Annotated in this window: 16 protein-coding genes; 7 read left to right on the plus strand and 9 right to left on the minus strand. The window is 36.2% G+C overall.

The genetic code is table 11. The annotated features are described in order from the left end of the window. The 4 genes from OLM45_RS02360 to OLM45_RS02375 all read right to left on the minus strand — a co-directional run bounded on the left by OLM45_RS02360 (position 1) and on the right by OLM45_RS02375 (position 5,820). On the minus strand, positions 1-1,740 hold the full coding sequence (locus tag OLM45_RS02360; protein ID WP_264511642.1) for a nuclease-related domain-containing DEAD/DEAH box helicase: 1,740 nt from the start codon (positions 1,738-1,740) through the stop codon (positions 1-3). Then, entirely contained in the window at positions 1,740-4,253 is a 2,514-nt protein-coding gene (locus OLM45_RS02365; protein WP_264511644.1) for a DrmE family protein, read from the minus strand. The genes OLM45_RS02360 and OLM45_RS02365 overlap by 1 nt, the downstream gene beginning before the upstream one ends. 29 nt (positions 4,254-4,282) lie before the next feature. Continuing rightward, positions 4,283-5,521 (minus strand): DNA cytosine methyltransferase, encoded by a 1,239-nt coding sequence (locus tag OLM45_RS02370; protein WP_264511646.1) that lies wholly within the window; start codon positions 5,519-5,521, stop codon positions 4,283-4,285. 146 nt (positions 5,522-5,667) lie between these two features. Beyond that, positions 5,668-5,820, minus strand: coding sequence for a hypothetical protein (locus OLM45_RS02375; RefSeq protein WP_264511648.1), 153 nt, complete (start codon positions 5,818-5,820; stop codon positions 5,668-5,670). A 103-nt stretch (positions 5,821-5,923) separates the two neighbouring features. Between OLM45_RS02375 and OLM45_RS02380 the strand changes: the two genes are divergently transcribed. The 3 genes from OLM45_RS02380 to OLM45_RS02390 all read left to right on the plus strand — a co-directional run bounded on the left by OLM45_RS02380 (position 5,924) and on the right by OLM45_RS02390 (position 7,166). After that, on the plus strand, positions 5,924-6,355 hold the full coding sequence (locus OLM45_RS02380; protein ID WP_264511650.1) for a GIY-YIG nuclease family protein: 432 nt from the start codon (positions 5,924-5,926) through the stop codon (positions 6,353-6,355). Between the two features lie 118 nt (positions 6,356-6,473). Continuing rightward, complete coding sequence (locus OLM45_RS02385; RefSeq protein ID WP_264511652.1) at positions 6,474-6,761, plus strand: GIY-YIG nuclease family protein; 288 nt, start codon at positions 6,474-6,476, stop codon at positions 6,759-6,761. Between the two features lie 117 nt (positions 6,762-6,878). Continuing rightward, positions 6,879-7,166, plus strand: coding sequence for a GIY-YIG nuclease family protein (locus OLM45_RS02390; protein ID WP_264511654.1), 288 nt, complete (start codon positions 6,879-6,881; stop codon positions 7,164-7,166). Between the two features lie 394 nt (positions 7,167-7,560). Here the strand turns inward: OLM45_RS02390 and OLM45_RS02395 are convergent, their stop codons facing one another. Next, on the minus strand, positions 7,561-8,325 hold the full coding sequence (locus tag OLM45_RS02395; protein ID WP_264511656.1) for a peptide deformylase: 765 nt from the start codon (positions 8,323-8,325) through the stop codon (positions 7,561-7,563). 96 nt (positions 8,326-8,421) lie between these two features. Further along, positions 8,422-9,219 (minus strand): cyclase family protein, encoded by a 798-nt coding sequence (locus OLM45_RS02400; protein WP_264511658.1) that lies wholly within the window; start codon positions 9,217-9,219, stop codon positions 8,422-8,424. Between the two features lie 454 nt (positions 9,220-9,673). Here OLM45_RS02400 and OLM45_RS02405 point away from each other — a divergent pair, with 454 nt between their 5' ends. The 4 genes from OLM45_RS02405 to OLM45_RS02420 all read left to right on the plus strand — a co-directional run bounded on the left by OLM45_RS02405 (position 9,674) and on the right by OLM45_RS02420 (position 14,380). Next, on the plus strand, positions 9,674-10,321 hold the full coding sequence (locus tag OLM45_RS02405) for a DUF6705 family protein (protein WP_264511660.1): 648 nt from the start codon (positions 9,674-9,676) through the stop codon (positions 10,319-10,321). A gap of 163 nt (positions 10,322-10,484) precedes the next feature. Further along, entirely contained in the window at positions 10,485-11,843 is a 1,359-nt protein-coding gene (locus OLM45_RS02410) for an alpha-amylase family glycosyl hydrolase (protein WP_264511662.1), read from the plus strand. Between the two features lie 156 nt (positions 11,844-11,999). Further along, positions 12,000-13,430, plus strand: coding sequence for an MBOAT family O-acyltransferase (locus OLM45_RS02415; RefSeq protein WP_264511664.1), 1,431 nt, complete (start codon positions 12,000-12,002; stop codon positions 13,428-13,430). Continuing rightward, positions 13,430-14,380: a hypothetical protein gene (locus OLM45_RS02420; protein WP_264511667.1), complete on the plus strand. Its 951-nt coding sequence runs from the start codon at positions 13,430-13,432 to the stop codon at positions 14,378-14,380. Before OLM45_RS02415 ends, OLM45_RS02420 begins: the two co-directional genes overlap by 1 nt. A 101-nt stretch (positions 14,381-14,481) precedes the next feature. On the opposite strand, the gene OLM45_RS02425 is transcribed toward OLM45_RS02420, so the two are convergent. The 3 genes from OLM45_RS02425 to OLM45_RS02435 are packed head-to-tail and all read right to left on the minus strand — an operon-like array spanning position 14,482 to position 17,907. After that, positions 14,482-15,420: a carbohydrate kinase family protein gene (locus OLM45_RS02425; RefSeq protein WP_264511669.1), complete on the minus strand. Its 939-nt coding sequence runs from the start codon at positions 15,418-15,420 to the stop codon at positions 14,482-14,484. A gap of 8 nt (positions 15,421-15,428) precedes the next feature. After that, positions 15,429-16,607, minus strand: coding sequence for a glycoside hydrolase 100 family protein (locus OLM45_RS02430; RefSeq protein ID WP_264511671.1), 1,179 nt, complete (start codon positions 16,605-16,607; stop codon positions 15,429-15,431). Then, positions 16,600-17,907: an MFS transporter gene (locus OLM45_RS02435; RefSeq protein ID WP_264511672.1), complete on the minus strand. Its 1,308-nt coding sequence runs from the start codon at positions 17,905-17,907 to the stop codon at positions 16,600-16,602. The genes OLM45_RS02430 and OLM45_RS02435 overlap by 8 nt, the downstream gene beginning before the upstream one ends. Between the last annotated feature and the right edge of the window lie 3 nt (positions 17,908-17,910).

Here is a 17,910-nt window from a genome sequence, read left to right on the forward strand (position 1 = left end):
TTAATTGAATTTTTTTCTTAAGATTTCCTTGTAATCGTTTCGCATTGTTTCAGAAAGCATCATTATCAAACCATATCTTGCTCTACTCATTCCAACATACAACAGAGACTTAGCAATTTCGCTCGACATATCTTCAATATCAGTTATCAATACATAATTACTTTCCATTCCCTTATAGGATTGTACTGTTGAAAAACCAATAAAGTCCTGCTCTGTATTTATCTCATTAGTGTTTTTAATCTCTTTTATTGTGAAATCATCTATTAAATTTAAAGTTGAATTCTCAAATTTTCTAGGAGATAATATAATCAATTCACTTAACGGTAATTTATTTCCAGAAAGTTTTTTCAACTGTTCTGCTAGTAATTTATTTTGCTCTGACTTATCTTTATAAAAGATATATTCTACAGGAATTCCTTCAAGATGTTCAAGTAGGAAAGGGGATTTCTCAAACCCTGAAATCAAGGCAGTTTCTTCGCCAATTTGTTTTGTATTTCTGCAATTTATTTTTAAAAGAAATTTTGTAGGATGTGAAGTTTTATGGATTAGAGAAAACATTTCTTCTTTATCCAGTTGTGCAAAGATTGCTTGTCTTTCAAAGTCTCCATAAATTTCCCAATTCCCATTAGACAATCCACCTTTTACCATTGAATTAAACAATTGCAAATATTCTTCTCGAATCAGGTCTTGTCCTTCATCAATTATTAACAAATCAAATTTTTCCTTAATTCCCTTCTCAAAAAAATCTCTCAATAAAAGTGGCAAATATTTACTGTAAAAATCTTGTTTATTTTTTTGGGTTTGGTCATAGTCAAAACCTCTTAATTGTTCAAATAGAAAGCTATGTAAATTTGAAACAGTTATCCTATCTTTCCAATTTTCAAGTTGCTTTTCCATCCATTCCCCAATTAATCTGTTATAACAAGTCAGAAAAACTGTCTTGCCTTCTTCAGCTGCTCTTATGGCAGATTCAATCGCAATCATTGTTTTTCCAGTTCCTGCACTTCCTTGGGTAATACTTCTTTCATTAAATTGTATAGAATCTAAGATTCTAAACTGTTCTTCTGTATATGTTTTTATTTGATTATCAAATTCATCTAATCGTTCTCTAACAGTTCTAATTCTTTCGAAATCTCCTCTCAAAAAGTCACAAAGCACAATTAAATCATTTTTATTGGGTAAACAATCTTTTTCTGAAAACCATTTTTGAGACTGGTGCTTTTGGATGAATTTTTGAATGAAATTATTAAAATACGATTCTATACTAATTTGCATAGAATCCTTATCCAATATTTGCCATGACTCATATTCAACACTATGCTTATCAAAATTTATATGTGGGAATGCACAAAGAAATCCATATAATATTTTTGAGAACTTATGCTTTTTCCCAAATTCCTTTTCAATTGCTGAACGTAAGGAAAACATAGCATCTCTTGCTTGGTTGAAAGGACCTATATTACTTGTGTTTGTGTTTTTGAACCTGTTAGTGAAATGCCAAACACCATCAATACATTTTACATCACCACCCTTTACTTCCATTACAAAGACACCAGCATTAGGAATCATAATCAAAAAATCAATTTCACCGTACAATCGAACCGTGTGTTGTGAAAGATTTAAAGAATGAAGGACAATCCAGTCTTTGGTAAAAGGACTATTTTTGAAAATATCAAAAATCAACTTCTCAGCAGTACTTTTACAATTTTTGTCTATATATGGGGGTAATAATTTTGCCATTAAATAATCTCTTTTTCCAATAACCTATTTACGTATTTTACATCAATATTTTCAAAACTATTAGAAACCTCAACAACTTTTAAAATAAACACGCTTCCCAATCCCTCTATCGTTACTTTCGTATTGATGATTGAACTGTCTGCTAAAGTGTAAATTTGAGCCTTGATTTTATTTATAATAAATTCGGAAGCATCATGTCTCAACCCTTTCATTTTTGTAATTGATTCTCGAACTCTTTTAATATTGTCATTTAATAATTCGGAGTTTGTGAGTAAGGCAATACTAATTAAATCAGCATCATCATCGGGGCCTATCCGAGCTTCGTCTTGCAACCAAGTCTTAATAGTAACTTCATGCTTGATGCAATCATATTTTCGCAAATCTTTTACTAATCTTTTAAAGTCATTCCCTGTAGAGGCATAGTGGTCTCTCAAAAGGTTTTTCCAAAGATTTGTCCATTGTTTTAATGACGATAAAACTTCTGGTTTTGTATGTTTTTCTACTAATTCTACTAGAATATCCCTATCCGTATTTATAACCGCAATTATGTCACCCGTTTTTAATCCCTCTATTTTTTTTCTATAAAGATTTGCATGCTCTATTTTTTTATCAAAATATTCATTTATTACCAAGAATTTGTGTGATTCGTTCGTGTATATAAAATAACTATTTTCAAAATCTATCCGCTTAGCTTTAATACTTTCAATAATATTTCCTTTGGCATAGTATTTTGAATATTGTGCATTATCTAGTCTTAATTCAAAATTTACGATATCAATTAAATCTTCAGAACTTGGGTCGTCTATCGTATCGTTCGAATACAACGCCGCAAAGCTTCTCGATTTTATTGCTTCATTTCTTGAAGGAAGACCTTTCACATTAACAGTAGAATTAACTTTCTCAGAGTGTACTTTATTTCTTTTTTGAAGAGAATTATAGTATCTGTTTTCAAATTGATAAAACAAAAATGTCAGCTCCGAGAAAAGAAAACACGAAAGAATTCTGTTAATGTTATTTGATTTAGCCCAACCTGTCAGAATTGCTTTTAATGGTTTTGATGAAATCAAATTGTCATTTACGTCAGCAATAGAAATTATCGATGGGTAATTTGAATGATAAGAATTTCTAAAAAAATTCTTTAGAGATTTAGTCTCCTCTTCAGTCGGGCAAATAATATAATCATATTGTTTTTTACGGATTAATTCTTCTAATCGAGAACACTTTTCTGATGGGTTTTCAGTAAATTTTTTTATTACAGACTTCAATAGTGATATACTCTCTTCAATTAGTTGTTTTGAATCACCCAGCCACATTTTAGAGCGGTTAAAAAAGGTTTCAATGCTATCTATTTTGGCTTTGAAACCACTAATTTCATTTGGTTCAAGAACATGCACTACTCTTGAAAGTGAATTTATAAGTTGGATAAGTGAAATTTTCAAAGAAATCAAATCGTTGTTAGAATCATCTTTTTGGATTGAATGGATTTTTTTTACGATTGCTTCTAACTCACTATTTTCACTAATATTTTTTACGATATGAAATGATTTGTATTTTTCTAATTTCTTGTTAAGAAAGTTAAAAGGTGAGTTTTCAGTTGGATTATCAAGCACCAAATTTTCTTTTGTAAAATTGAAAAACTCAAAGCCATAATCAGCAATTGTTTCGAAATGTTCAATCTCTGACAAATCTGTAATTAGAATAGTTGGAATGTTTTTGACATCAATATCTGAAAAATCAGTTCCACGCTCTCTAATAGCTGAGAAACCATCAATTATAATCTTAGAAATGGATTCCGATAATGTAACATATAATGCTAGATTTGAAAGATTGTTTGAAATGAAAAGAGGACTTTTGTTACTAGCTTGCCCACTATCATCAATTTTACCTAACTTAAAGTATTCTTCGATAAGAAAATCATTGATTAAAATTTCTGAAACTGAATTTCCAAACGCTATATGCTTACTAATTAAACAAATTGAATTTTTGTTAAATAATTTGTTTCCTTCTGTCTGAATTCCTAAAAGTCTATCTGTGGGATTTACATTCTTCTTATTAATAGCCTCAACGACTTTTGAATAGCTTGATAATGCCTTCCTATTTGATGGAGCGGGCTGGATTTTGGATATTTTTTTTACATTTATTGTTATTTCATCAACGCTGTTATACTCTTTGTGTTTAAAAACAAATCCATTTGTATTTCTTCCATTCCATTCAACAATTGCGTCATTGTTTAAGATTAATCTATCTCCTTTTTTATATTTATTCAAAGTCTCTAATATCTCATTTTTGAACTGGTCAAAATCAGATTCAATAAGAAATAAAGCAGAAGGAATTGCAATCCATTGTGCCGCAAATTCCTTAACAGGAAAAACTAAACACAATTTATTGTTGGAATTGTTAGTAAAAAAATTTGAAATTAGTTGAAGAGATTCCTTAAGTGGCATTGCAAGGGGATGAACTACTTTATCTCCCTTACAATTATATAACATTTTTTGAATCACTTCCTCATTCATATATTTAGCTTGTTTTTATACAAAATTACTTATCCATTCATTAATAGATGCTTTAATTTATTAGCGATGGTTTCTGCCATGAGTGGAGGTACAGCGTTTCCAATTTGTTTAAAAGATGCTGTTCTCCCCCCTTCAAAAAAATAATTATCTGGAAAAGATTGAATTCTTGCAGCTTCCCGAACTGAGATGGAACGGACTTGGTTTTCGTCAGGATATATGTAATAATGACCATCTTTAGAAATATGAGCAACAACAGTGTGCGAATGTCCAACAGGGTCAATAACTTTGTACCTATCTAAAAAAGCAGTTGTGTTTTTATGAGTTTGTAATCTTTTTGGTAAATCATTATACTTTAGTCTCTCTCTGTCGTTAAGCCATCTATCAATAGCAAGGGAGTAAATTTCTAAATCTCTCTCATTGTGATTTCTAGTTATATGCTGCGTTGTATAATTAATCCCATTTCTAGTTTCGGTTTTACTTAAATACTCGTTTGCCTGTTTTGTATATTTGGCAACCGACATTTCTTGTCCTGGTTTCAGGACGGGTAAATCAAAAAATAAATCTTTTTTAATTTCCCATTTATTTTCGATTGTATTAAGTTCTGGGAAATTAAATTTTTTCTTTCCTTTTCTTCCAATAATAATTACACGTTTACGCTTCTGTAACACCCCAAATTCATCTGTTTTTAGCACTTTAAAGTCCGCAGAATATCCAATTTCAGAAAATAACTCTAGCATCTCATTTAAATATTTCGCATTACCAGCCGTTAATAGGCCTAAGACATTTTCAAAAACAAAATATTTCGGTTTATAATGAACTAGAAACTTTGCATAGTAGCGGAAGAGAAAGTTCCTTTTATCGTCTCTCATATTATTCGGGTCACGACTTCGTCCAACTAAAGAATAGGCTTGACACGGTGGTCCGCCTATAATTATATCTACTTTTTTAGAATCTAAAAGAGTATCAATTTTAAAAAAAATGTTTTTGATACTATTATCGTCTATTTCTTCGTTGATGACTGATTCCAGCAACTCTTCAGGTATAGAATTCCACAATTTATCTCTTGGAATATCTTGCTTTAAATACGAGTAATATTTTGTTAAGTCTTGTTTTTGTTGCAAATGATGAAAAGCAACTCTTGTTCGTAATGTGTCGGATGCTTCTTTATTCATTTCAACATGAGCAATTGGCACAAACCCTTGGCGAATGAATCCTTCTGAGAGCCCACCAGCTCCTGCAAAGAGGTCTATATAATTTAATTTATTCATAAAATTAAATGGGAATTTTGCTTACTGTATTTTTATTGCTAATGTATAAACTATAAGAACTTAACGAAGTATTATAGTTAATTACTTTTCTCGAAAATAAGAAAAATTATCAAATTATTACAATAACATGTTTGTTTTAGACTCATTTACGATTGTTTAAGTTTATCTTTTTTTTCCCAAGATTCAAATATTATTTCTGCCGATTTATAAAGTGTTTCTCGGACGGCTACGATTTCTTCATCTGTATAATAAACTCCATTTCGATTTAAAATCTGTTTGCATTTTGTAATTGATAACATAATGTATAGTTTTTGTGTAATATTAAAGTTCATTTATTGAGTGTACTTTCTAAGTGCACTTTTGTAAAAAAATGTCAAGTTTTGTAGTAAAGTTTTGTGTTAAGTGAGTGGAAATCAATTACAGTATATCCCTAAAAAGCCACTGTTAATCAGAGGGTCCTTGGTTCGAGCCCAAGAGGGGGAGCAAGCAACAGAAAGCCTTTACAGCAATGTGAGGGCTTTTTTGATTTATGTAATCTATTCGCCTATGTTTTTTGTCTACATTCTTTTTTCAGAAAAACTCAACCGTTATTATATCGGTTTCACGTCTAATCTTGACCAAAGATTAGATTTTCATCACAATGATACCCAAGCTAGAAAATTCACTTACAAAGCGGATGATTGGATTCTTTATTTTACTTTAGAAAGCAAATCTAAAGAACAAGCTCTTGCGATTGAAAAACACATAAAATCCATGAAAAGCAAAACCTATATTCAAAATCTTGTCAAGTATCCCGAAATAAAGCATAAACTTCTTTTAAAATTCAACATCTGACTTTTAATCAGAGCCCCGATAGCTATCGGGGTTGGTTCGAGCCCAAGAGGGGGAGCAAGCAACAGAAAGCCTTTACAGCAATGTGAAGGCTTTTTTGATTTATGTAATCTATTCGCCTATGTTTTTTGTCTACATTCTTTTTTCAGAAAAACTCAAGCGTTATTATATCGGTTTCACGTCTAATCTTGACCAAAGATTAGATTTTCATCACAATGATACCCAAGCTAGAAAATTCACTTACAAAGCGGATGATTGGATTCTTTATTTTACTTTAGAATGCAAATCTAAAGAACAAGCTCTTGCGATTGAAAAACACATAAAATCCATGAAAAGCAAAACCTATATTCAAAATCTTGTCAAGTATCCCGAAATAAAGCATAAACTTCTTTTAAAATTCAACATCTGACTTTTAATCAGAGCCCCGATAGCTATCGGGGTTGGTTCGAGCCCAAGAGGGGGAGCAGACAGAAAAAGCCTTTACAGAAATGTAAGGGCTTTTTTGGTTTATGTAATCTATTCGCCTATGTTTTTTGTCTACATTCTTTTTTCAGAAAAGCTCAACCGTTATTATATCGGTTTCACGTCTAATCTTGACCAAAGATTAAATTTTCATCACAATGATACGCAAGCTAGAAAATTCACTTACAAAGCGGATGATTGGATTCTTTATTTCACTATAGAATGCAAATCTAAAGAACAAGCTCTTGCGATTGAAAAACACATAAAATCCATGAAAAGCAAAACCTATATTCAAAATCTTGTCAAGTATCCCGAAATAAAGCATAAACTTCTTTTAAAATTCAACATCTGACTTTTAATCAGAGCCCCGATAGCTATCGGGGTTGGTTCGAGCCCAAGAGGGGGAGCAAAAAACCCGATACGAAAGTGTCGGGTTTTTTTATTTCCCTCGCAGGGCGAGAAGTTTACCCCGAGAGGAACGATTCGGGGAGCCCAAGAGGGATTTGAAATTAAAAGGAGGACTGCCAGTGGCAGTCAGGTACCACGAACTTTAGTTTGTCTCGTCAGTTATAGAAAGCAACAGAAAGCCTTCACAGTGATGTGAGGGCTTTTTTTGGTTAATGGTTATGAGTTAAAAATTAAGTTGTAAGTAACAAAAAGTAAACTATTAATCTTTGCGCCAATTATCTTTACATAAGCACGTACTTGTTTCCCAAAGCGAACTAGTATTTCGGTATCGTACGTTTTTATTGTTGTTTTGAGTGGTATTTTTCTAAAGTTTCTCCCACTACATAGCCATTGATTAGTAGTGGTAAAGTATCTGATGCTGTTTCAAAAAAAGGTACTTTTTTCATTTCAACCTCAAGATCCAATTGTTTTTTTGATAAAAAATGGTTCGCCACATCAAGATACGTCCCGTTCATTAAATGCTTAAATTCATGTTGAAAAATTACAGCCGCAAATCCATCAAGTCGTCCATTTATGACAGCTCCTTTTTCATTTTGGCATTGGTATTCAATCCATTCATAGGTGGCCACATTACCTCTCTTTTCTCCATCAGCACTCAAACATCCGTGCCAAAAATTCTTCTTGTTTGGGGAAACTTTAGTAATTATAGGATTAATAAATACTTGTTTTGGCACAGGACCTAAAATCTTATAACGCGGATTGTCCGATTTTGCCTCAATAATAAAAACTTGTAATCGTTTACCCAATTGATTTGCTGCTATACCTACCCCTGATTTTTTTACCATCACAATATACATACTGTCAATTAATTCATTCAGCATAGGGGAATTAAATTCTTTTTCCGTTATTCTTCTTGGTGGTAAATACAAAGCACTTTTTGCTCTTCCTTCGTGATTTATTGGGATCTGTTGTACTACTTCTAATGCTGTTTTTCGGACATTTAATGTAAGTGATTCGTCAATTGTTTTACAGCTTTTTAAACCCATAACAGTAACTAAAGTTAGAATAAATAAATGATTTTTATTTTTTCGTGTTTGTCCCATTTTCACAATACAATATTATATTTTATAGTAACTCTTTCTAATTATGGGTAATGTATTTGAAAATTCGAATTTTGTTGTTTTTTGGCACTAATACAATTAATTAGCAATTCCTGCAATTATTCTCAATGGAGCGCCACTACCCTTACCGATTTTCATAGGCAGAGCTACTACATAGATTTTAGTAGCAGGAAGTTGGTCCAGATTTGCTAGATTTTCAAAGCCGGGTTTGTTGTTGCCCATTAAAATCTGGTGGGTTTTAAAATCTGTCGACTGACCGTAATCTAAACTTGGGGTATCTAAACCTATGGCTTTTATAGCTCTTTCTTTAATTAACCATAATGTTGTTTCGGGATCAATTCCTGGAAAATGTAATTCAGGAATAGCCTCAATTCCAGTTTTTGGAGTACCAAAATAATCGCCTCGATTGGGATAATATTTTCCGTATCCGGTCTTAAATAAAATAATTGTGTTTTTTTGAATTTCCCCGTTTTCCAATTCCCAATTTGTAATATCTGCAATTGAAATTTGATAATCTCTATTTGCTAATGCATTTTTCGAAACATCAATAACCACTGCATTTCCAGTTAAATTTTTTAAAGGTATTTGATCTACGGTGTATTTGCCTTTTGCAAAATGAATTGGAGCATCTAAATGCGTTCCTCCATGCTCTGGTGCACAAATAGAATAGGAAGAATAATAATAGCCCTGCCGTGTAATTCCATTCGCATCTGTATGATGTTCGAAAGTCGTTTTATTATTTGGCCAATATAAGGTTGTACTATCAAAACTATAGGTTAAATCAATCCAATTCAAATTGTTCAATTCTAGTTTTTCATTTGAATTTTTAGTGCAGGAGGTAATTAATACTGTTGATAAAAAAAATAAATATTTCATAAAATGAGCTATATAATTTGCCTGAAAGAAATACGATTTATGATTGTAACAAATTTATTAAAATAATATAAATTGAAACGATAAATTGTAATACTAAAATATTGAATTAAAGTAATTTAAATAAAAAAATAGCCTCCTCATTAAGTTTTCTCTAAAACCCCGCAACCAAATCCATGGCGGAGAAATGATTAACGGTTGCTAGCGCAGAAAAACATCCCAGTTGCGCAAAGTCAGGAAACTTTTCGCAATACTTATTAAAGCGTATATCAAATTGTATTGATAATTTGCTAATCGCAAAAAACAAACAGCTAATTCGTATATTTTCGAAACGGTAAATACAGCATAAAGTCTGGAGGAATTGCACAGTGGGATTTACATCTTGGCAAGAATTAATTCTTGATCCTCAAAACCCAAACGAAAATCCAATTAAACAACCTTGTAATTAAAGAACATTATGAAAAAAATATTTTATCTATCTAGTTTATTGCTATTTACATTCTGTACAGCTCAAAACCAAGTCATAGAACTGTATGGAAACCAACCTTTTGGTACAGTCAACAACGCCTATTATAAAGATGTAAACGGTTTTCTTAATCAATATGTAGGCACATGGCTGTATACGAATGGTAATACCTCTCTAAAAATTATTTTTCAAAAAAGAGAACATAAATATATGCCTGGAACAATTTCTTATTACACAGACTTACTGGTTGGTGAATATCAGTTTATAGAAAATGGAATTGAAAAAGTGAATACCCTAAATCAAATCAATACTGATTTTGGATCAAACGTTATTGACATGAGGAAATATAATTTACTAGAAAAAGGTTGTCTTTATCATGCCAATTATAAACCAAAGTGTAATGAATGTGCGCAACATGAGAAAAGATTAGAAATGAGATTATCAGAACCAATTTTTTCAAACATTAGTGGTCTTTCAAATAGTTTTGTTATTAGGAGTTATGAAGACGGTGGCGTTAATAAATTAAAAGTATGGTTTTACAGTCAAATTCAGGTTCAGCCCGAAGATGAAAATGGAAATCCTTTTAATTTCACAAGCTTTAGTTTGCCTTTTGGGGAGTATATTTTGATAAAACAATAAATCTTTAGCGCAAATTAAAATCCACAATCATACTAGTCACTAATCACTAGTCACTAATCACTAGTCACTCTAACGTCTAACGTCTAACGTCTAACGTCTAACGTCCAATGTATAAAGACTAGTCACGAAAAATTCCCTATCTTAGAGCTTCAAAACATTAAATATGCGAAACCTCTATTTTTCTTTCCTGGCCATTGCCTTAACGCTCGCTACTATCGGGTGCCAACCCAACAAAACAGAAGCTGAAGTGCCTGAGCGCACCGACGGTCATCCCACTTGGATCATGCAGGGCAATATCTACGAAGTCAATATTCGTCAATATACTCCTGAAGGCACCCTCAATGCCTTTGCCAAACATTTGGACCGTCTCCAAAAAATGGGCGTGCAAACCATTTGGTTTATGCCCATCAACCCCATTAGTAAAGTGGATCGTAAAGGGTCGCTCGGTAGCTATTATGCAGTATCCGACTATTGTAAAATCAATCCCGAGTTTGGGACTTTGGCCGATTTTAAAAACGTAGTGAAAGCCATTCACGATCGCGGCATGAAAGTTATCATCGACTGGGTACCCAACCATACCGGTGCCGACCATGCCTGGCTAAAAAACCATCCTGATTTTTATGTGCAAGGCAAAGACGGAAAGGCTGCCGTAGCATTTGACTGGGCCGATGTTCGTCAGTTGAACTTTAAAAACCCGGTCATGCAGGACAGCATGATTAACGCCATGAAATACTGGGTAAAAGAAACCGATATCGATGGTTTCCGTTGTGATGTGGCGTGGAATGTCCCTGCCGGATTCTGGAAAAAATCAATTCCCCAACTTAAGAAAATGAAAAACATGTTCTTCCTCGCAGAAGGTGACAGCACCTACCTTCCCAAAAGTGGTTTTGATGCCGTGTACGGTTGGCACATGTTTAAAATGATGGAGAAAATTGCCAAAGGCGACCGACCCGCATTCGGACTCGATAGTATCGTTGCTGAAAATGCAAAAATGTACCCAAAGAATACCATTCAACTCTATTTTACTAGCAACCACGATGAAAACAGTTGGAACCACGCCGACTTCGGCACCTTCCCTAAAGAAGTCCACGCACCATTTGCGGTATTTACCCAAACCATGCAAAACGGCGTTCCTTTGGTATATAGCGGCCAAGAAGAACCCGTGTTGCGCGCCCTAAAATTCTTTGATAAAGACCCCATGTCGTTTAAAGAATTCAAACGTGCCGCTTTTTACACTACCCTACAAGACTTGCGCAAAAACTGCAAAGCCTTAGCCGCCAATGCCGCATTCGCAAAAGTAAAAACAGGCGACCCCAAAGCGGTCTATGCCTATACTCGAGAAAAAGACGGTGCGAAAATCCTAGTACTGCTCAATTTTTCGAAAACACCCCAAAATTTACAGTTGAGCGACCCTAAACTGCACGGCAAGGTCACCGATATTTTTACCCAAAAAACCCTAGAGCTCGATGCAAAAACCCGCACCCTACCCGCTTGGGGCTATGCGGTGTATCGCTATAATTAAACCCACACAAAAGAACCCCCTTCACGGGTGGTTTTTTTGTATATCTAATCAATGGGTTTGCTGTTGTAAAACTACCTGTATAAAGAAACGGTTAAACGAATTCCAAAACCATATTTTTTTATATGTTTGTAGCGGGCTTACCAAAACCAATCCTGCATGATTTTTAACTCGTTCAGTTTTCTGTATTTTTTCCCTGCAGTGTTTATCCTGTACTGGTTTTTTACCCAGAAATATCGGAAAGCTCAGAATATTTTATTGCTGGTTGCGAGCTACTATTTTTATGCCTGTTGGAACTATAAATTCCTTTTTTTACTGATTTTTTCAACCCTTTTGGATTATTACACCGGACTCCAAATGGAAAAATCAGGGTCATTAGGAAAAAAGCGCTTTTGGTTTTGGCTCAGTGTCCTCATTAACCTTGGATTTTTAGGAGTGTTCAAATACTACAACTTCTTTGTAAGTTCGTTTATTGACTTCCTAGCCCTTTTCGGCATTCAAGGCCATGCCGCTACACTCAATGTCATTCTCCCTGTGGGGATTTCCTTCTATACTTTTCATGGCCTAAGCTATGTTATTGATATTTTCTACAACCGAATTAAAGCCGAAAAAGACTTTGTAGACTACAGTGTCTTCGTGAGTTTTTTCCCGTTGTTAGTGGCCGGACCCATTGAACGCGCTACACATTTACTCCCGCAAATTAAACAAGACCGGACTTTTGACCCGTACAAAGCTGCAGATGGTTTGCGTCAAATTCTGTGGGGTTTGTTTATGAAAGTGGTGGTGGCTGATAATTGCGCAATGGTCGTTAACGAAGTGTTCAACCATCCCAACCAATACAATGCGGGAAGTCTATGGATTGGCGCACTTTTCTTCGCTTTTCAAATTTATGGCGACTTTGCAGGGTATTCCAATATCGCTTTGGGAACCGCACGTTTATTGGGATTTGAATTGCTAAAAAACTTTTCATTCCCTTATTTCTCAAGAGATATCGCCGAATTCTGGCGGCGTTGGCACATTTCCCTTTCCAGCTGGTTTCGGGATTATTTGTACATCCCTTTAGGCGGAAGTAAAGGCGGACTCTACAGTCAACTCCGAAACGTGTTGATTATTTTCTTGGTGAGCGGACTCTGGCATGGCGCCAATTGGACGTTTATCATTTGGGGCGGGATCAATGCCTTGTGCTTTATTCCGTTGGTCGTATTCAAACTTAACCGAGCCAATACCGACACTGTAGCCCAAAACACTTTTTTACCTTCGATAAAAGAAACTTTACAAATAGCGATCACTTTTGGTATTACCGTAATTGCTTGGGTCTTTTTCCGAGCCATCAATGTAACGGAAGCCATCCGTTATTTGACAAAACTGTTTGACTTTTCTCGCGGTTTTAAACCTGAAGTAAGTCTTTCCTCTTTAGGATTTATAGCGGTATTATTAGTTGTCGAATGGCTACACCGTCATAAAAATCACGGTTTTGAAATTAGTTACATCTCCCAACGTTGGGTGCGATGGCTTTTGTACTTATTCGTATTTTTAATGCTTCTAATTTTTGGAGTGAGCTCCGATACATTTATCTATTTCCAGTTCTGATGAAAAAATTCTTAATTCGCTTAAGCCTTTTTAGTTGCATCGCCCTATTAGCGACCAGTCTGGTATTGATGAAATACGGAGGCTATATCGATTATTTTTATTTAAAATTCACCACCCCAAAACAACATTCTTTTATTCTTGGCGATTCCCGAAGTTTTCAAGGCATCCAACCCCGAATTGTCGATGCAGAATTAAAAGACAAAGGCTTCGAACTCCCCATGTTCAATTACAGTTTTACCATTACACAAGCGGCTTATGGACCGGCTTACACAGAAAGTGTGAAACGTAAAATGGACCCCGATACCAAAAACGGATTGTTCATTATCAATGTGAATCCGTGGGTTTTGGCACAACGCGAAAAAGACGATTTTGAGAACGGCATCTTCATGGAAGCCGACCATCCGCCCCACAATATGCGGTGGGTGAATATGAATCCCAATTTTGAATATGTAGTGAAAAATTTCAACTACTTACACATTCGGGCTTTATTCAAACAAAACTCAGAATTGCATCCCGACGGTTGGATGGAAGAACGCAATCTCCCTAAAGACAGCGCTACATTTGTGGGTTGGAAACAAAACCAATACAAAATTTATAACGGATTTGCCCAACGTTGGAAAAAATGCGACTACCGCATAAGGGCCTTAAAGGAAATGATTCAGTTCCTAGAACAACACGGAACGGTGGTGCTTGTGCGTATGCCTGTCGATGAAAAATTGCAAGAAATTGAAACCAACTTTTGGCCCGAATTTGATACGACTATCGAGAAATTGGCAAAAACGACTAACGTTTCCTATTTCAATTTATTGAAAAACAACAAGTACAAAACCTACGACGGGAATCACATTGACAAATTTGGCGGTGTGGCATTTACCAAAGATTTATGCCAATTAATTCTGAAACAAAAGAACAGTCCGAACATTCCCCATTGTGCTTTACCTAAAAAATAATTAGCTCGTATTCGCAACGAAAAACGGCATTAATTCTATCTCATAAAAAAAGACGTTCCCTCGCAGAAACGCCTTCTCTTTCTATAAATAGACCTGTTTATTTAGTGAACATGCAACAACGATCGAATGTCGATGTTTTCGGGTAAGCGCCCCACATTTTGTAATTTGATTGCGGCTAACTTCTGCGCAATGGTAATACGATCGGTTAAGGAATAACCTTGCAAACCGGCATATAAGAATCCGGTCCAAAAAGCATCACCCGCTCCAGTTGTATCTTTGATATCGTTTAATTCCATGGCTTTTTGAGTAATCAATCCTTCTTGGGTGTCGGAGAGTACCACGCCTTTTTTTCCTTTAGTCAAACACACCGTTTGTGCCCCAAAACTGTGGAAATATTCAAAAATGAAATCTTCTGATTTGACCTCAGCAAACAAGCGGTAGCAGTCGTCTTCACTAACTTTCACCAAAGGATTGTTCGATAAATAATCTTTAATCACTGCTTTGGCTTCTTCGCGGTTGGGCCAAATGCGTTCTGAAAAATTCAAATCGATACTCAACTGCAAGCCCATGGCACTTGCCGCTCTTGCCCGTTCTAAAATCGTCTCTTGTGCCGGTTTTTTACTCAACGCAAAACAAGTGGTGTGAAAGATTTTAGCTTGCGCCAAAACAGCATCCGGTAATTGTTCGCCAATGATTTCACAATCGGCTTGTCGGTACGGAATAAAATCAGGGGTTTCTGTCGATTTTGATACAAAAATAACGGAGGTTGGTAAATGTTCTAAGCGTCGAATTTGTGAAGTAATCACTTGATTCGCTTTCAATTTGCGCATGGCATAATCGCCAAAACCGTCTTGACCAAATGAAGCCACCAATACCGATTGTAAGCCTAAGCGTGCAGCGTTAACAGCGACATTCGTGGGTGAACCTCCTAAAAAACGGTGGTAATCTTTAGTTTGATTAATCGATGTGTTGACTTCATGCCCAATCAAATCGATTAGCAATTCGCCCATACTTATAATATCTATGGTTTTTGATTCCATGATTTAGGTTAAAATAATAAGGGTTTTTGTGAGAATAAATGAGTGTATAATAATACCGATCCCGCTGCACTCCAGGTACATTGCGGTACGCCATTGGGGGCCATGGTTTGGGTATTGAAATTTTCATAAAAAGCAAAATCTTCCAAGGCATTGGCATCGTCCAATTGTTCCCGCAATTGATTCGCTTCGGCAATAAAACCACGCTGCACTAAGGCCATTCCGCAAAAACCATTAACCATTGGCCATGACCCGCCGTTATGGAATTCATAGGGATGATTGCGGAACTCGTATTTGCAATTGTTCTTCAACAAATGCCAATCTTCTTCCCCGGCAAAAACAGGTGGCCAGAAGGCAGGCACGAGTCCGAGCGGTTGTTGCCCAGCCAATTCCATCATATATTCAATTTGATTGTTCTGGAATTCGGGCGAACCCAAGTTCAACAACAAGCTTAAAGCATTGGCAAACGCATCATACCGGTTTTTGTATCCTGCCGGATTAAACGAACACGGCATATAACGGTTCCAAGTCACCTCTTGATAGGCACGCTCATGATAATGGTCTTCTGCAGTATTGCGGGTAAAATTAAGTAGTACTTGTGCTTCAATAGCCGCGATTTTAGCTGCATTCATTTCAGTTGGAGCACAATGTTGGACGCCCCGTAAAGCCCAAATGCGCAACAACTGATCATACAATACATAGCCATCGGTAATGTATTCATCGGCCCAATTGCCCGACAAAGGCACATACACCAAATGACGGTTGTTGAACTCCCAATTTTGTAATAAGGCTAATGCTTTTTGCACTGCCGATTCCATTTTTTTATAAAATGAAAAATCACCAGTGACATACGTATATTGAGTAACTCCAATAACAAACCAAGTCACCGCATCCACGCGTCCTGCTAAACCGCCATAACTTACTTCTGAAGTCCCCTGCTCTCCAAAAGCCACATTGGACGGAATAGTCCCTGTTTCATGTTGGTGTTGGGCAAGCGTTTCTAAGGTATTTCGAAAGGTTTCAATCAGCGTAGCTTCGCCCGTAGTTAGCGCAGCCAATCCACAGATGACGCCATCGCGTGCCCATACCCGATTGTAGTTGGTAATGGGTTGCACCGAGGCTAAAAATCCTTGGGGTGCCGAAGCCTGATGCAGCAATTCGAGCGCTTTTTGGTAAACGGTATTAGGCACTTTGAGTCGTAGTTTTAGGTTTCATTCGTAGGGTTAACAACGCACTGCATAACAACAAGATTCCTGCGAGTGTAATCGCTAGGCGGGCATCGTTGTGTAAGAAGTGTTTCATAATGTAACCAAAAGTCAAGTTTTGGATAATCATGGGGACAACGATCATCATGTTGATAATGCCCATGTACACGCCGTAACGCTCTTTGGGTATTTCAGAAACAACAATCAAATAGGGAATTCCCATCATGCTCGCCCAGCCAATCCCAAATCCGGTAATGGCAAAAAACAGTAACGATTTATCGTGTATATGTGGGAAAAATAGAAATCCGATGGCAGCTGCCGTGAGACACAAGGCATGTGTGATTCTCGGACTGTATTTTTTGGCCAATCCTACTAAAGCAAAAGCCACCAAAAAAGTCACAATGTTGTACCAACCGTTGACCAAACCGGTCCAACTCACCGCTTGTTCATAGGCTTCTGGATCGGATTGCGGAGTGGCATTCCAAATGGAAAGTGCGATACTCTTTGAGGAATTTTGCCAATAACAAAACAAGGCATACCATTGGAACAAATACACCAAAGCCAATTGCCACAATAGTTTCGGCATATCCACAATGGCAGAAAAAATCTCTTGTATAGGTTCGAGCACGCCCCCTTTTTGCGCATGGATATGTGCCATTTCTTCTTCACTGGGCGGAATTTCTTGAGTGGTGCGCATGCTCCACCAAATCGAACCCACGGAACAAATTGCACCCAAAAAGAAGGAAGCAAATACCCAAGTGGGCAACGAACCCGTTTTACCCACAATAATCATTGGGAAAATAAAGAGGGATAAATTCGCCAAGGTTTGCCCAAATCCCGTGAAGAAACTCTGCATTTGAAACCCTAACGGACGTTGGTCGTCATTCAATTTATCGGCTACAAATGCACGATACGGCTCCATCGCCATGTTATTTCCCGCATCCAAAATCCAGAGCAAACCTGCGGCCATCCAGAGCGAACTGCTAAACGGAAAGGCGATTAAAGCCAAGCTACACAAAAGTGCTCCGATTAAGAAATACGGCTTACGACGTCCCCAACGCGGGTGCCAAGTCTTATCACTCAAAGCACCAATGATGGGTTGAACGAGCAATCCCGTTACGGGTCCGGCCAGATTCAACAACGGAATTTCATCCGGACTAGCACCCAAGAAATCGTAAATGGGATTGACCGCACTTTGTTGCAATCCAAAACTATATTGTATGCCGAAGAAGCCGACATTCATGTTGAGAATTTGCCAGAAACTAAGATGGGGTTTCAAATTCATGGA

Origin of the sequence: Flavobacterium sp. N1719 (genome assembly GCF_025947045.1) — a bacterium.
In the GTDB taxonomy this organism is placed as follows: Bacteria; Bacteroidota; Bacteroidia; order Flavobacteriales; family Flavobacteriaceae; genus Flavobacterium; species Flavobacterium stagni.

What these genes read in the sequence shown, in the direction of transcription:
- OLM45_RS02360 (WP_264511642.1), bottom strand. Translation starts at nt 1,740, where the DNA reads ATGGCAAAATTATTACCCCCATATATAGACAAAAATTGTAAAAGTACT.
- OLM45_RS02365 (WP_264511644.1), bottom strand. Translation starts at nt 4,253, where the DNA reads ATGAATGAGGAAGTGATTCAAAAAATGTTATATAATTGTAAGGGAGAT.
- OLM45_RS02370 (WP_264511646.1), bottom strand. Translation starts at nt 5,521, where the DNA reads ATGAATAAATTAAATTATATAGACCTCTTTGCAGGAGCTGGTGGGCTC.
- OLM45_RS02375 (WP_264511648.1), bottom strand. Translation starts at nt 5,820, where the DNA reads ATGTTATCAATTACAAAATGCAAACAGATTTTAAATCGAAATGGAGTT.
- OLM45_RS02385 (WP_264511652.1), top strand. Translation starts at nt 6,474, where the DNA reads ATGTTTTTTGTCTACATTCTTTTTTCAGAAAAACTCAAGCGTTATTAT.
- OLM45_RS02390 (WP_264511654.1), top strand. Translation starts at nt 6,879, where the DNA reads ATGTTTTTTGTCTACATTCTTTTTTCAGAAAAGCTCAACCGTTATTAT.
- OLM45_RS02395 (WP_264511656.1), bottom strand. Translation starts at nt 8,325, where the DNA reads ATGGGACAAACACGAAAAAATAAAAATCATTTATTTATTCTAACTTTA.
- OLM45_RS02400 (WP_264511658.1), bottom strand. Translation starts at nt 9,219, where the DNA reads ATGAAATATTTATTTTTTTTATCAACAGTATTAATTACCTCCTGCACT.
- OLM45_RS02405 (WP_264511660.1), top strand. Translation starts at nt 9,674, where the DNA reads ATGAAAAAAATATTTTATCTATCTAGTTTATTGCTATTTACATTCTGT.
- OLM45_RS02410 (WP_264511662.1), top strand. Translation starts at nt 10,485, where the DNA reads ATGCGAAACCTCTATTTTTCTTTCCTGGCCATTGCCTTAACGCTCGCT.
- OLM45_RS02415 (WP_264511664.1), top strand. Translation starts at nt 12,000, where the DNA reads ATGATTTTTAACTCGTTCAGTTTTCTGTATTTTTTCCCTGCAGTGTTT.
- OLM45_RS02420 (WP_264511667.1), top strand. Translation starts at nt 13,430, where the DNA reads ATGAAAAAATTCTTAATTCGCTTAAGCCTTTTTAGTTGCATCGCCCTA.
- OLM45_RS02425 (WP_264511669.1), bottom strand. Translation starts at nt 15,420, where the DNA reads ATGGAATCAAAAACCATAGATATTATAAGTATGGGCGAATTGCTAATC.
- OLM45_RS02435 (WP_264511672.1), bottom strand. Translation starts at nt 17,907, where the DNA reads ATGAATTTGAAACCCCATCTTAGTTTCTGGCAAATTCTCAACATGAAT.